This is a genomic window from Luteibacter rhizovicinus, assembly GCF_004342265.1.
Taxonomy (GTDB): Bacteria; Pseudomonadota; Gammaproteobacteria; order Xanthomonadales; family Rhodanobacteraceae; genus Luteibacter; species Luteibacter rhizovicinus_B.
In genome coordinates, this window is sequence record NZ_SMCS01000008.1 from 41,349 (window position 1) to 55,445 (window position 14,097).

The window sequence follows — 14,097 nt, forward strand, 5'->3', positions numbered from 1 at the left end:
CGGCATTCATCGTACGACGAATTGCACTTACTCATGGAGAGTGGCGGCGACCCATCCGCTCGGGCGAGGGAAAGAATGGCTCTGCGAGTAATCATTGCCGACGATCATCCGGTCGTACTCATGGGCACGCGTGCGGCTCTTGAGGCTGGTGGCGAGTTCGAGGTCGTTGGCGAGGCCGCGAACGGCGACCAGCTTATCGATATGCTGGCGAACCGTCCCTGCGACATCCTGGTCACCGATTTCTCGATGCCTGGCGGTCGCCATGGGGATGGGCTGTCATTGATCGACCTGGTACGCCGACGCTTTCCGAGGCTACCCATCGTCGTACTGACCATGGTGAACAACATGGCTGTGCTCCAGGCGATGCGTCAGCGTGGCGCGCAGGGATTGTGCGACAAGCGTTCGCCCTTGAAAGAGGTTCCCGTGGCGGTGAGGCACGTCGCCCAGGGCCGCCTGTATCTCAGTGAGTCGATCCGCGCGCAGTTCGAGGAACATGGACTCCATCATTCGTCCGACGACGAACTGCGTCTCTCCGCGCGCGAAATCGAAGTGGTGCGCATGTATGTCGGCGGCATGTCCATTTCGCAGATCGCGGATCGCCTGAATCGCAGCGTGAAAACCGTCAGCCGGCAGAAGCGCGATGCAATGCGCAAACTGGGCGTCGATCACGATAGCCGCCTTTCCGAATACGCACGCGAACGAGGTATCGCGTCGTGACTACAGTCCATGCCAGCGAGCGGGTCGGAACGATCTTCTCCGTCGAAGCCATGCTTGCCGCACGCGAAGGAAGCTGGCGCGTGCTCCACGATATCGCGGCGGCCATCCGGCCCGGCATGACCGAGGACGACGCCCGGCGCATAGCGGCGGAGGCCATCGCCGCTTCCGGCGCGCAGCGGATCTGGCACCCGAGCATCGTGCGGTTCGGACCGAACACGCTCAAGACATTCCGCCAGCGCTCGGCGCCCGACACCGTGCTCGGCGAAGACGACATCTTCTTCGTCGACCTGGGTCTTGTGTTCGAGGGCCACGAAGGCGACGTGGGCGATACCTTTGCGGCAGGTAACGACCCGATCGCCAGCGCCTGTGCGATGGCGGCGCGGACGATTTTCGACGCCGTCGCGAGCGAATGGCGCGAGAATAGCACCACGGGCAGGGCGCTTTACGATTTCGCGGCGCGGCAGGCCGACGTCGCGGGCTGGGTTCTGAATCACGAAACCAAAGGGCACCGGGTAGGCGATTATCCCCATGCCATCTGGAAAGCCGGCGACCTGGGGGACTTCGAGGGCGAACCCGCTGCCGGACTGTGGATTCTCGAAATCCAGATACGGCATCCGGATCTGCCGGTAGGGGCGTTTTACGAAGATTTGCTGGTGCGCGGTATCGACCCTGCCGGAAGTCACGCATGACTTGACGCTCATGCGGCGCGCGCCTTGTAGGCTTAAACCTATTGCATGCCGGATGCATCCCATCCGACGACATCACTGGGGAGTTGCGCCATGCGCCGTACGCTGATCGCCTGCACTATCGCCGCCGTCATGGCCGCCGCCGCGCCGCTTTCCGCGCGTACCGTCAATATCGGCATGAGCAAATGCACCCACGACTACAGCACGCCGTACGACGTCGATGTGGAGCGTGACGGCATTTCGTTCCATCGAACCGACGGTACTCCCGCCAAGGTATTCCTCCATAACGGCGCGTTGCGCGTCGACGGGCGCGACGTCAGCGTCTCGTCCGACGATGCCGAGGCGCTACGCCGCTACGAAGCGGGCGTGCGTCAGGTGATGCCCGAGGTCGCCGTTATCGCACGCGATGCCATCGATGTCGGGTTCTCCGCCATGACGACGGTAACCGCCAGCTTCGCCGATCCGGGCAGCCGCTCCCGCATTCTGGAAAAACTGAATCGCAAGCACGCCGACGCGCTGCGCGAAGTCGACGCTACGCTGGGGCAGGGCCATTGGCAGGCAAAGCGCGCACAGAATCTTCTCGAAGACTCCATTGGCGACACCGTCGGAGAATTGGTCGGTACCGTCACGGGCGAAGCGGTATCGGCGGCACTCAGCGGCGACAGCTCTAAAGTCGCGGCGCTACAGGCGCGTGCCGAGTCGCTCGACAAATCCATGAACAAGGAAATGGACGCGCGTTCGAAGCGGCTCGAGGAACGCACGGACGCTATCTGCCCACGTCTGAACGATCTGGCGGGCATCCAGAAAGGCTGGCACGTCAAACTCGCCGACGGCTCGCTGTTGCAGTTGATGACCATCAAGCCGAAGACCGATCACGATCACGATCACGATGGCAGTAGCGTGGCGTCCGAGTGATAGCGTTATGGCGCATAGATCAATGCGATTTAGTTGATTTGGTATTTCAAGGTCATTCGTCGGTTGGTAGTTCAGTTACTCATGCCGACTGTTTTTGGATCACCGGCGTTTTGCGCGCGGTGATCCAATGGATTGACTAGTAACAGAGCCTACCGTTGGGGATCAGGTCGCCGACGGTGACTGTCCCGCCACCGCTCGGCCCACCGCCTATGCCACCGGATACCTGGCGGGGTATTGAAGTAGGTGTGCAGCCAGGTCCTGAAGTCGTTCGCTGCTGCCGGTTGCCATCGACAAACTCGCCTCTTGCTGCGCGCACATATGTGGCGCAGTCGACGACATTGCACAACTGAACGGTGTCGCCGGAATCAAGATTGACGAAGTGCCCCCTCGTCCAGTCATCAATGGTGGATTTTGTCTTCGTATCGGGTGATGGAGTTTCGAGAACGCAGTCATGACACGTTTTCGTGATGTGGTACCGCTCCGCATGAGCGGAGCACATTGTTGCAATGCAAATCAAAGATTGCGCAATCCTGTGCATAGTGGCTCCCCCCTCAACGACAGTAACGTTCTACAAAAGCATCGGCTTCCGTGCGTATTGAAAAGACGTCGCGAGTGTCGATTTCTTTCTCTGCGATACGAAACTGTTCTGGGGTGACGCGCATGAGCGATAGAAGGTGCATTACATTAAGGAATTTGTACGCCTCGGAAGGACTTTTCTTCATTGCATAACCACCTTTACTGGTTTCGCTATATAGCCTTCCGATCGCATCAGTGTTGCACTCTTGCGAAAGCTCTTTTAGGTAGCGAGCAGCGGACGTCTTGTAGTGATTAATTTCGGTCGCTCGTCCTGATGTATGTGCCAAGTCCATTTCGTGCAGTCCCGCACTCACGTATACGTACCTTGCATCGGCATCGCCTAGCTTCGCGGCCATCTCGAGATAGGAGCCTGCGGTTGCGATCTGAGCAGGTGTTGTGGCTTCGCAGTAGCCACTTGCTTCCTCAGGTGACCCGTTGGCACGGAGTGCGCGGCATCGGACTAACCCCGCGTATATTTGGGCAGCAGCTTTCGCGTCCCCAGCTGTTGATCGGGCAACTAGTTCAGATAGTGCAGTCTGCAATGGGCCAGTAGGCGCGTCTATCCCGTGGTATTTCGTTACACGAGTAAACCCTTGTAACTGAGGGCTCGGATCGGCAGCGTGTGCGCACATAATGTTGCTGGCGAGAGTCAGAAGTAATGGTAATTGGCGTTTCATGGTCATCTTCCTTGACGTGTTTGTTGCTTGGATCGGGTTGTCTCACGACTTGGAAAGCATGGCGCAGAATTTCAAAATCTGAAGTCGGTGCGCTGCCATCGCAGCGATGGTCGATGGACGCAATAGATGGGTTGCCGAGATGGTTTCATTGTCAGTGAATGCGTTGGTGATCTGTCATCGCGAAATTCCACTGCGATGGTGTTTCTTTCTCTCCGATCAGTCGACAAGGTCGAGTACGGCAAGGCCGTGCTCCGCGCAATAACTGCGATACGCCTCCAACTGCGTACTCGCCGACGCGCGTGCTCTGACGACGTCGCCCGGGCCGACGAATTCCACCGTGCCCATGACGATGACGAGTGCCGTCATCGGCTCGTCGCCAACGACCTTCCACCAGTCCCGGTTGCCGTTCGGCTCGTAGACGTAGTCGCCCGGGCCGATGATCTCGCCCGTGCACAGTTGCCGCTGGCCGGCCAGGTTGAAGGCGTGGATTTCGCCCGTGTGGCGATGCAAGGGCATGACCGCGCCGGGTTCCATGCGGAGCAGTTCGACGAAACCCCGGTCGTCGGCGAAGAAACGCAGCGGCTTCCACGACTTCTGGGCGGACATCGGAATCCATGGGATGCCCGCCGTGCCGGCGATACGGGCGGGGAGGTAGTCGGAGAGGCTGGGGGCGGGGTGGTTCATGGCGTGGTTTCCTTCGGATGGCTTGGTAGCCGGTGAGGAATACCGTACGCTTGGACTGGTCCCTAAAAAGTGCCAATGCAGATGAATTCAATGGAACCAGTTTTTGCGTTCCCGTTGGACCTCGACGGTGAGGGTGGCCGCAGGCGGACGCTGCACGAGGCCTTGCGCGGCGCCATTCTCGATCGTCGCATTCTGCCCGGCGCGGAGTTGCCGTCCACCCGTAAAGTGGCTGCGGGCTACGGCATCGCACGCAACACCGTCATCGCCGCTTACGACCTTCTCATGGCCGAGGGCTATTTGCTGACGCGGGTGGGCGCCCGCGCTGTCGTGGCGGACGTTGCGATGGGAAAGGGGGCCGCCGTTCGTCTTGCCCATCCGATGGAGGACACGCGTCTCGCTCCCGCATGGCGCGCGCCCATCTGGCCAGCCACCCGCCATGCCAACGACGGGCAACCGGGCTTCTATCTCGGTATGCCGGACTGCCGACAGTTTCCTTTCGACGTATGGCGCCGGTTGCTTGTGAGGGCATCGGGCCCTGCGTCGCTGACTTCGCTGGGCTATCAGGCGCCGGAAGGGCGCCCGCTACTGCGCGCGGGTATTGCCCGGCATGTGTCGTTCGCGCGCGCGGTGGCCTGTCACGCCGACGATGTCGTCGTGACCAGCGGTGCGCAGCAGGCGTTCGACCTTCTCGCGCGCGTTCTGGTGACGCCGGGCGAAACCCGTGTCGCTGTCGAAGATCCCGGCTATCCGCCGTTGCGTAGTGCGATGGCCGCGGCTGGCGCGCAACTGGTTCCCGTGCCGGTCGACGACCAGGGACTATGCGTGGATCGTCTTCCCGACGATGTACGCGTCGTCTGCGTCACGCCATCCCATCAGTTTCCGGCCGGTGTCGCGATGTCGATGGATCGCCGCAAAGCGTTGCTCGACTTCGCGCGCCAGCGTGGCGCCGTCGTTATCGAAGACGACTACGATGGCGAGTTCCGCTACGGCGGCCGGCCACTGGATGCATTGCGGACACTCGATCGCGACGCCAGCGTTCTTTACGTAGGTACCTTTTCCAAGAGCCTGTTTCCCGCGTTGCGTGTCGGCTACATCGTGACCCCTCCGTGGGCGCGGGATGCGTTGGTCTCCGCGAAACAATGCATCGACACCCACGGGAATGTGCAGGTGCAGGATGCGCTTGCGCACTTCATCGCCGAAGGTCATCTGCTGCGTCACGTGCGGCGCATGCGCAAGGTGTATGCCGAACGTCGCACAGCGATGCTCGACGTGTTCGCCGCCGAGCTGAGTCCGTGGTTCGAACCCATCGCATCGGAAGCAGGCATCCATTTGTCGGTTCGCTATCGCGATGCCGACGATGCGGGCTGGATGCTTCCGCATATCCGTCGTCATGCGCCAGGCGCGCAATCGATGAGCGATTTCGGCAAAACGACATCGACCGCGAGCGGTGTTTCTTTCGGGTTTGGCTGTATCGACGTCGACGGCGCCGTGGTCGCGCTTCGAAGTCTGGCGGCCGCGCTGGCGATACGTCGCTGATGCGGCTTTCCTGTCAACGGTAAAGCTACCGGAGACGCCGAACGATACTTTTGCTAGCCTGCTCCCGCGTCCGCGGGTCTTTCCGCTGCAGCGCCGACATTGCAGTCCCTACATGGATGTAGCGCACGGAAGTTTTTCGTACCTTCCTACGTATCCGAGGAGAGCTGTCATGAGCATGGGCAAGCGTCTGGGCGCCGAGTTTTTCGGCACCTTCTGGTTGGTCTTCGGTGGTTGCGGCAGCGCGGTCCTGGCCGCGAAGTTTCCCGATACGGGCATCGGTTTCGCTGGCGTCGCTCTCGCGTTCGGTCTGACCGTCGTGACCATGGCGTACGCCGTGGGTCATATTTCGGGCGGGCATTTCAATCCCGCGGTCACCCTGGGGCTCTGTGCGGGTGGTCGCTTTCCGGCCAGGGATGTCGTTCCCTACATCGTCGTCCAGGTCATCGGCGGCATTGCCGCCGGCGCTGTGCTCTATACGATCGCGAGCGGCGGACCCAATTTCGACGCCAGCCTCGGTTTTGCGTCCAACGGCTACGGTGCCCATTCGCCCGGAAGCTACTCCCTGCACGCATGCATGGTCGCGGAGTTGGTGCTGACCGCATTCTTCCTGATCGTTATCCATGGCTCGACCGACAAGCGCGCACCGGCGGGCTTCGGTCCGTTGGCGATCGGCCTGTCCCTGACCCTGATCCATCTGATCAGCATTCCGGTTACCAATACCTCGGTGAATCCCGCGCGCAGCACGGGCGTGGCGCTGTTCCAGGGGAGCTGGGCGATCCAGCAGCTGTGGATGTTCTGGCTGGTGCCGCTGGTTGGCGGCATCGTGGGCGGCTTGATCTATCGCTATCTGCTTGAGAGCAAGGATTGATCGCGCCGGCACGACGGCGACGGAGCCGTCGTGCCACTGGGGTGCTTCAGTTGTCAGTGCAGGGTCGCTATCCAGCGTTCCAGTGCGGGCGTGTCCGCCACGGTGCCCGGGAAGATGTGGGCGGGAACGATGGGCACGTTCGCGCCTCGCTTGCGGCCGCGGTACACCTTCATCGGGACGACTACGCGTCCGACACCACTCGGGAGGTCGTCCTTGCGGATGTCCATGTAGAGCGTGTCCGCGCTCGTTTCCTCGCCGACGTGGATAACGCCCAGGGCAAGCCAGAGATCGGCGGCGTCGAGGCACGCGGACCCGCAGCCGGCGTCCGTCACCATGAAGATGCGGGCGCGCGGCGGCGCGACCGGAGCTTGTGCGGCAGATTTTGCTTCGGCTTCTTTCGGTGCTTGCCAGAGCGCCTGTCCGTTCTTCTTCGCCGCTGTCATGCCGGCGACGGTGCCGTCTACCCAGGCAAGGACTTCATGCGACCCATCGGGGCTCGCGCGAAGTTTGTCCGCGAGTTCGCTCATGGTCGCGATGTTGGCCGCGGAGGCGCGCCATTCGACGGTGGTCGAGTCGACGTTCGCCGCATCGACGTGTGCCGCGCCCCAAAGCGCGCGCGCGATCTGCAGGCTCCAGTCGGAAGAGCCGCCGTTGTTGCCGCGCAGGTCCAGCACGATGGCTGGCGCGGCGACGATCGCGTCGCGCTGTTTCGCCAGATCGGCGATCAGAGGGACGAGTGCCTTCGCGGCGGCTCCGCTGGGATCGCCGTCGAAGTCGCTCAGGGCCAGCCAGATCGTGCCGTCGGGAAGCTTGCGCATGCCGATGGGATCGTGGGCGCGACGGGAAGTGGCAGCGAGCCGTTCCTTCAGTGCCGCCTGGTCGATGGGAATCCATGTCAGCGTTATCGAGCGTTGCTCGCCAGCGACATCGAACGTGCATACGGATGGCCGCGCGATCCACGGATTGCCGTTGTCGAGAAAGAGCCGGCCGCCGGCCCATGCGCGCTGTGCCTTGAGGTTCCAGCGACCGGTGAACGCACCCACGTTTTCCGCTGCCAGCCGGTCGGCGGGTCGACCATCGCAGGCCAGCAGGGTGGCGTCCAACGGGAGAGGCGCCCGATCGTCGCGCGTTACGACGCGCTGCTTTCCCTCGTTGTCGAAGGCGGTCAGAAAACCCGGCCAGCGCGATGCCATCACCGGGACTTTCGTGCCTTTAGCCTCGGAGAAATTGAGATGCCCGTCGTCGAACCCGGCGGCGTACGCACGCATGGCATACCAGTAGCCGGCGAAGTCCTTCGTCCGCTTCGCCCGGTCCAGTGCCATGGCGAGGCCCGCATCGTTCGCGGTGGCGAAGCGCGGGTTCAGCGGATCGACCGGCCCCGGATGATTGGCCGCGACATCGTCGTGCAGGGCTGTAGCGTCCTGGCGAAGCGCCTGCGCCCAGTCGCGATCGGCGGTCTGGGCGGCGGCGAGGGCAGGGGCGAGCAAGAAGAGGGCGGCTACCCGTCGGAGCATCGGAAGTCCTTGAGATGACAGGATGGTGCGTCGACAGAGGGTGCCAGACGCGCCGGTAGGGCTACAATCGCCGATCGTTCCTGCCTGTGCCGTGCCCGCCCATGCTCCTGATGATCGACAACTACGACAGCTTCACCTTCAACCTCGTCCAGTACCTGGGCGAGCTGGGGCAGGAAGTGAAAGTCATGCGGAACGATGCGCTGACTGTCGCGGATATCCGCGCGCTGGCGCCGTCGCGCATCATGATTTCGCCGGGGCCGGGTACGCCGGACGATGCTGGCGTATCGCTCGATATTCTCCGTGAGCTGGCCAGCGAGATCCCCATCTTCGGTGTCTGCCTTGGGCATCAGGCGATTGGCCAGGTGTTCGGCGGCAAGGTCATCCGGGCCCGCGAGATCATGCACGGCAAGACCTCGCCGGTTCGCCATCGCGGACGGGGCGTGTTTGCCGGTTTGCCCGATCCGTTCGAGGCCACGCGTTATCACTCGCTGGTCGTGGAGAAGACCTCGGTGCCCGATTGCCTCGAAGTCACGGCATGGACCGAGCGCGAGGATGGCTCGATCGACGAGATCATGGGCCTGCGCCACCGCACGTTGCCGATCGAGGGCGTGCAGTTTCACCCCGAGTCGATCCTCACCCAGCATGGTCACGACCTGCTGCGCAATTTCCTGGGCCTGCCTCTTCCGCTGGCGGCCTGATTCCGAGTGTCCCGCATGCCGATCACCCCCTCCGAGGCGCTCCAGCGCACCATCGAACATCGCGAGATCTTCCATGACGAGATGATCGAACTGATGCGTCAGATCATGCGCGGCGACGTCAGCCCGCTGATGACCGCGGCCATCATGACCGGCTTGCGCGTGAAGAAGGAAACCGTCGGCGAGATCACCGGTGCCGCGCGCGTGATGCGCGAGCTGGCCGCCACGGTCGATACGGCGCCGCATCCGCATTTCGTCGATATCGTCGGTACGGGTGGCGACGGTGCGTCCACGTTCAATATCTCCACCGCGTCGATGTTCGTCGCGGCGGCGGCGGGTGCGCGCGTCGCCAAACATGGCGGGCGCAGCGTGTCGTCGAAGTCGGGCAGCGCCGACGTGCTGGAGGTTCTGGGGGCGCGCATCGACCTTTCGCCCACCCAGGTCGCCGCCTGCATGGAAGAAACCGATATCGGCTTCATGTTCGCGCCCAACCACCATCCGGCGATGAAGGTCGTCGGGCCGGTACGGCGCGAGATGGGCGTGCGTACGCTGTTCAATATCCTGGGGCCACTGACCAATCCCGCGGGCGCTCCGAATATCCTCATGGGTGTGTTCCATCCCGACCTCGTCGGCATCCAGGTGCGTGTGCTCCAGGCCCTGGGGACGAAGCATGCGCTGGTCGTGTGGGGGCGTGACGGCATGGACGAGATATCCCTGGGCGCTGCTACGCTTGTAGGTGAGCTTCGCAACGGAGAAGTGCGGGAATACGAGGTCGAGCCGGAAGATTTCGGGCTTGCCATGGCCTCCAGCCGCAACCTTCGCGTGGAGAACGCAGAGGAGTCGAAGGCCATGCTTCTGGAAGCCATCTCTGGCGTTCCGGGGGTCGCTCATGACATCGTCTGTCTCAACGCTGGCGCGGCCCTGTACGCGGCCGATGTCAGCGCGTCGATCGCCGAGGGCATCGAGTTGGCACGCGCCACCATTGCCAGTGGCGCGGCTCGTGTAAAAATGGACGCGTTCGTGGCCGCAACCCAGCGGCTCGGCGCCTGATGTCGTAGACGGGAACGGACGCCTCCTTTCGTTCCCGCATACCCCAAGGAAGCTTCCCCGATGTCCGATATTCTCGACCGCATCCTCACTCGCAAGCGAGAGGAAATCACCGAGCGCAGCGCCCGGACGCCTCTTGCCGAGCTAGCTGCGAAAGCCGCGGATCTTCCCGGCACGCGCGGGTTCGCCGCGGCGATCGACGCGAAGCTGCATGCCGGCCAGTCGGCGGTCATCGCCGAGATCAAGAAAGCCAGCCCGAGCAAGGGCCTCATTCGCCCGGACTTCGACCCTGCCGCCATTGCGCGCAGCTACGAAGCGGGCGGCGCGGCGTGCCTGTCCGTGCTGACCGACGCCGATTTTTTCCAGGGCTGCGAGGACTACCTGCATATCGCCCGCGAATCCTGCAAGTTGCCCGTGCTGCGCAAGGATTTCATCATCGACGAATATCAGGTGTATGAGGCGCGTGTCATCGGCGCCGACTGCATCCTGCTCATCGCGGCTGCGCTCGACGACAGCGCGCTCATGAATCTCACGATGCTGGCGGCCGAACTCGAACTCGACGTCCTCGTCGAAGTGCACAACCTGGAAGAGCTGCAACGCGCTCTCGAGGTGCCGGCACCTTTGTTCGGCGTAAACAACCGCAATCTGCGCACGTTCGAGACCGAGCTGGGTACCTCGGAAAAGCTGAAGGAATACGTCGGTAACGATGTCGTCCTGATCGCCGAGTCCGGCATCAGTACCCATGAGGACGTTCGCCGGTTGCGTAAGGCGGGCATCGATTCGTTCCTGGTCGGCGAAGCCTTCATGCGCGCCGTCGACCCCGGTGCGGAGCTGCAAAAGCTCTTCGGCCCGCGCTGACGACATGAATCAGGGGATTCTCGAAGCGACCGCTCCCGAGGCGGTCGCGGACGCGCAGCGCGTCGTATTGTTCGATTTCGACGGCGTCATCGTGCGCCACCAGACACTCGAACTCTTTATTCGCGAGCGCATCGCACGGGGCCGCTGGCGCCTGCTCACGGTGTTGCCGCTGATTCCGTTCGTGCCGTTGCTGTTGCCGTCTCCGGCGGGCAACCGGTTTCTCGCGCGGGTCTTCCTTCGTGTGGCGACCTTCGGTCGCAGCGAAGCCGTCTATCGCCGCCGCGCCGCCGAGTTCGGTCGCACCTACGCACGTCGCCCGGGTGTCTTCCTGCGCGATGCGGTCGCCACGATGCGTCGCCATGTCGATGCGGGCGATCGCGTGGTCATCGTGACGGGCAACGACCCTACCCTGATCGAGGCGATCCTCGACGAGGTCAGGCTTTCGGGCGTCGAGTTACTGACGTCGCGGACCCGCGGTGGCCTGTTCGGCATGCGGATGACCTTCCACAACGTGGGCAAGGCCAAGGTCGCGGCGCTGAAATCGGCCGGTGTGCCATTGCCCGCGGCTATCGCCTACAGCGATTCACTGTCCGACGTGCCGTTGCTGCGCGCTGCGGAAACGGCGTTCATCGTGAATCCGACGCCCAAGCTGGCGAGGAAGGCAGCGAAGGCGGTCGGCAAGTCGCTCGAAGTGGTGCACTGGTTCTGAGTCGTTCCGTGTTCCTACTACAGCTTCAGGGCATACGCGGATAGCTGATACAGACTGATACCGATAATCAGCACGCCTACCGCGCCCATCACGCCACGTGGTGGCAGGTGCTTGACCAGCCAGGCGGCGACCGGTGCCGCGATCACGCCGCCGGTCAGCAGGCCCGCCACGATGGGCCAGTGCGGGATGCCGATGTGGAAGATCAGCGTTGCCGAAATGGCGACGGTCACCACGAATTCCGCGGCGTTGACCGAGCCAATGGTGGTCCGCACCGCGCCCCCGCGGGCCAGCAGTGTCGACGTGGCGATCGGGCCCCAGCCGCCACCGCCGATGGCATCCAGCAGTCCCGCGAAGAAGCCGAGCCACCCTTTGTGGCGTACCCGGTGGTGCGAGACCGCGCGGCCGAAGGCGCGTAGCAGAACGACGATGCCAAGGATCAGAAGGTAGGCGTAGACGAAGGGTTTGAGGGCCTCGCCCGGCACACTGGCGAGGAACCAGGCACCGGCGATGCCGCCGATCACGCCGGGAATGGCCAGCCGCCGGAAGATCTTCCAGTCGACATTGCCGAAAAATGCATGGGAACCGCAGGAAACGCCCGTGGTGAAAACCTCGGCCGTGTGCACGGTCGCGCTCGCCACGGCCGGCGGAAGGCCGATCGAAAGCAATACGGCATTGGACACCAGCCCATAGGCCATGCCCAGCGCGCCGTCGACCAACTGGGCGAGCAGGCCGACGCCAACGAAGATGAGAAATTGGGTCCAGTCCATAAGTGTCGCAACGATATTGAGAGCGCGGCACCAACATAAGCGAGAACGATGCGTACACGGGATGAAGGATGGCGCTTGCTTATGGCAAAGGCCCGCAGCTAGCTTAGACCAACCACAGGGAACGAACGGGCATACATGTATCTCCCCACATTGCGTGAACTCGCGCTAGGAAGTCGTCTCAAGGCACTAAGCGACCACTTCTACCAGGCCGTCGACGAGGTTTACCGCGCGTGCGATGCCCGCATCGAATCGCGCTGGTTTCCCGTCCTGCGCCTGCTGCGCGACGCCGGTCCCAGCACGGTGACCGACGTAGCCTCCGCGATTGGTCAGACGCATTCGGCCGTGAGCCAGCTTGCCGACCGTCTGGTCGAGGCCGGCATGGTCACGCGTCAGCGCGATCCCCAGGATGGGCGGCGCAGTGTGCTGGCTCTGACCGACGAGGCCGACCGCGCATTGGCGGCACTGGGTCCGGTCTGGCTGGCTATTCGCCGCGGTATCGTCGGTTCGCTGGGGCCGCAAGCGGCGGCTTTGCTCGAAGCGATCGATGGCTGCGAACAGACGCTGGCCAAGCGGCCACTGGTCTCATCCATTCTCGCTCACCGGCACGCGCTGGCCGAACTGGAGATCGAGGTCGTGCCGTTCGATCCGGCGTTGCGCGATCATTTCCGCCGCCTCAACCAGCAATGGCTCGAACGGCATTTCGCCGTCGAGGACCTGGATCGCGCGATGTTCGCCGACCCCGAAAACACCGTGCTGGCGCCGGGCGGTGCCATCTTCTTCGCGCTGTTCTCCGGCGAGGTCGTCGGTACTTGCGCGCTGCTGCGCGAATCCGAGGGCGTCTACGAGCTTTCGAAGATGGGCGTGGACGAGAACTACCGGGGCCTGGGAGCCGGCCGGAAACTGCTGGATGCGGCGATCGCCGAGTTCCGCCGTCTCAACGGACAGACACTGTTCCTGGAGTCCAACAGCGTGCTGCAACGCGCGCTGGGCATGTACGAACGCGCGGGCTTCGAACGCCAGGCGCAGGTACGCGCCGGCTCGCATTACGCGCGAGCCGACGTCTACATGATCTGGAAGGGCTGACCGGGAGCGCTTAGCGGGTGCCGCGAACGACGATCGTCTTACCGGCGACGTCGATCATCCGCTCTTCTTCCAACTGCTTCAGGACGCGACCGACCATTTCGCGGGAGCAGCCCACGATACGGCTGACTTCCTGACGGGAGATGCGGATCTGCGTGCCGTCCGGATGCGACATGGCGTCCGGCTCGGTGCAGAGATCGAGCAGGGTGCGGGACACCCGGTTCGTGACGTCCATGAACGCCATGCGGCTGACCTGACGCGAGGTGCGCAGCAGACGCTGGGTCAGCTGCGAACCGATAGCGAACAGCAGCTTCGGGCATTCGGCCGCCAGCGAGCCTTCCAGTAGCTGGAAAAGGCGCTCGTAGCTGATTTCCGCCATCTCGACGGCGGTTCGCGTACGCACCAGCGACTCGCGTTGCGCCTGTTCCACGAACAAGCCCATCTCCCCGATGAACTGCCCGCGGTTGATGTAGGCAAGGATCAGCTCACGGCCTTCCTCGTCCTCCGTGCACACGGCGAGAGAGCCCTCGACAACGTAGTAAAGGGTGTTCGCCGGGTCTCCGGGTCGGATGATTGCGGTCTTTCCGGGATAGCGCCGGCGATGACAGGCCTCGAGAAAACGCTCCATCGATGCGGGATCGGGAGCGAAGCCCAGAGGTGCCTGTGATCGTTCGAACGCCTGTTGCAGCAGATATTTAAGTTGAGCCACAGCTGATTCCGTCATCCGAATGGGGGGTGGCGGCCCCTTCGATGGGCCGGTCGAGTGAC

General features: G+C 63.1%; 15 protein-coding genes. 10 read left to right on the forward strand and 5 right to left on the reverse strand.

Annotation, left to right across the window (positions count from 1 at the left end; genetic code table 11):
- The first annotated feature begins 75 nt into the window (after window positions 1-75).
- From EC912_RS16540 to EC912_RS16550, 3 genes are all read left to right on the forward strand, one after another.
- Complete coding sequence (locus EC912_RS16540; RefSeq protein WP_165973650.1) at window positions 76-717, forward strand: response regulator; 642 nt, start codon at window positions 76-78, stop codon at window positions 715-717.
- Window positions 714-1,406, forward strand: coding sequence for a M24 family metallopeptidase (locus EC912_RS16545; protein ID WP_243649332.1), 693 nt, complete (start codon window positions 714-716; stop codon window positions 1,404-1,406). Before EC912_RS16540 ends, EC912_RS16545 begins: the two co-directional genes overlap by 4 nt.
- A gap of 90 nt (window positions 1,407-1,496) precedes the next feature.
- On the forward strand, window positions 1,497-2,318 hold the full coding sequence (locus tag EC912_RS16550) for a DUF2884 family protein (protein WP_165973651.1): 822 nt from the start codon (window positions 1,497-1,499) through the stop codon (window positions 2,316-2,318).
- Between the two features lie 551 nt (window positions 2,319-2,869).
- Here EC912_RS16550 and EC912_RS16555 read toward each other — a convergent pair.
- Window positions 2,870-3,571 (reverse strand): hypothetical protein, encoded by a 702-nt coding sequence (locus EC912_RS16555; protein WP_132146187.1) that lies wholly within the window; start codon window positions 3,569-3,571, stop codon window positions 2,870-2,872.
- A 216-nt stretch (window positions 3,572-3,787) separates the two neighbouring features.
- Window positions 3,788-4,255, reverse strand: coding sequence for a cupin domain-containing protein (locus EC912_RS16560; RefSeq protein WP_132146190.1), 468 nt, complete (start codon window positions 4,253-4,255; stop codon window positions 3,788-3,790).
- A gap of 90 nt (window positions 4,256-4,345) precedes the next feature.
- Here EC912_RS16560 and EC912_RS16565 point away from each other — a divergent pair, with 90 nt between their 5' ends.
- Together EC912_RS16565 and aqpZ are read left to right on the forward strand one after the other, a co-directional pair.
- Complete coding sequence (locus EC912_RS16565) at window positions 4,346-5,791, forward strand: PLP-dependent aminotransferase family protein (protein WP_132146193.1); 1,446 nt, start codon at window positions 4,346-4,348, stop codon at window positions 5,789-5,791.
- Between the two features lie 169 nt (window positions 5,792-5,960).
- Window positions 5,961-6,659 carry an aquaporin Z gene (gene aqpZ / locus EC912_RS16570; protein WP_207906876.1) on the forward strand — a complete coding sequence of 233 codons (699 nt, stop codon included), beginning with the start codon at window positions 5,961-5,963 and terminating at the stop codon, window positions 6,657-6,659.
- Window positions 6,660-6,712: 53 nt separating this feature from the next.
- Here aqpZ and EC912_RS16575 read toward each other — a convergent pair whose 3' ends face one another.
- Window positions 6,713-8,173 (reverse strand): S41 family peptidase, encoded by a 1,461-nt coding sequence (locus tag EC912_RS16575; protein ID WP_132146196.1) that lies wholly within the window; start codon window positions 8,171-8,173, stop codon window positions 6,713-6,715.
- A gap of 101 nt (window positions 8,174-8,274) precedes the next feature.
- Between EC912_RS16575 and EC912_RS16580 the strand changes: the two genes are divergently transcribed.
- From EC912_RS16580 to EC912_RS16595, 4 genes are read left to right on the forward strand one after another with little or no spacing between them, the layout of a single operon-like run.
- Entirely contained in the window at window positions 8,275-8,871 is a 597-nt protein-coding gene (locus EC912_RS16580; protein ID WP_132146199.1) for an anthranilate synthase component II, read from the forward strand.
- A gap of 15 nt (window positions 8,872-8,886) precedes the next feature.
- Window positions 8,887-9,918 (forward strand): anthranilate phosphoribosyltransferase, encoded by a 1,032-nt coding sequence (gene trpD / locus EC912_RS16585; protein WP_132146202.1) that lies wholly within the window; start codon window positions 8,887-8,889, stop codon window positions 9,916-9,918.
- 60 nt (window positions 9,919-9,978) lie between these two features.
- The gene (trpC, locus tag EC912_RS16590; RefSeq protein WP_132146205.1) at window positions 9,979-10,773 is read left to right on the forward strand and encodes an indole-3-glycerol phosphate synthase TrpC; all 795 of its coding nucleotides are present in this window, start codon (window positions 9,979-9,981) and stop codon (window positions 10,771-10,773) included.
- Between the two features lie 4 nt (window positions 10,774-10,777).
- On the forward strand, window positions 10,778-11,482 hold the full coding sequence (locus EC912_RS16595) for an HAD family hydrolase (RefSeq protein WP_165973652.1): 705 nt from the start codon (window positions 10,778-10,780) through the stop codon (window positions 11,480-11,482).
- 17 nt (window positions 11,483-11,499) lie between these two features.
- On the opposite strand, the gene EC912_RS16600 is transcribed toward EC912_RS16595, so the two are convergent.
- Window positions 11,500-12,249 carry a sulfite exporter TauE/SafE family protein gene (locus tag EC912_RS16600; RefSeq protein ID WP_132146211.1) on the reverse strand — a complete coding sequence of 250 codons (750 nt, stop codon included), beginning with the start codon at window positions 12,247-12,249 and terminating at the stop codon, window positions 11,500-11,502.
- 135 nt (window positions 12,250-12,384) lie between these two features.
- Between EC912_RS16600 and EC912_RS16605 the strand changes: the two genes are divergently transcribed.
- Window positions 12,385-13,332 (forward strand): bifunctional helix-turn-helix transcriptional regulator/GNAT family N-acetyltransferase, encoded by a 948-nt coding sequence (locus tag EC912_RS16605; protein WP_132146214.1) that lies wholly within the window; start codon window positions 12,385-12,387, stop codon window positions 13,330-13,332.
- A 10-nt stretch (window positions 13,333-13,342) separates the two neighbouring features.
- Here the strand turns inward: EC912_RS16605 and crp are convergent, their stop codons facing one another.
- Window positions 13,343-14,038, reverse strand: coding sequence for a cAMP-activated global transcriptional regulator CRP (gene crp, locus EC912_RS16610; RefSeq protein ID WP_132146217.1), 696 nt, complete (start codon window positions 14,036-14,038; stop codon window positions 13,343-13,345).
- Window positions 14,039-14,097: the final 59 nt, after the last annotated feature.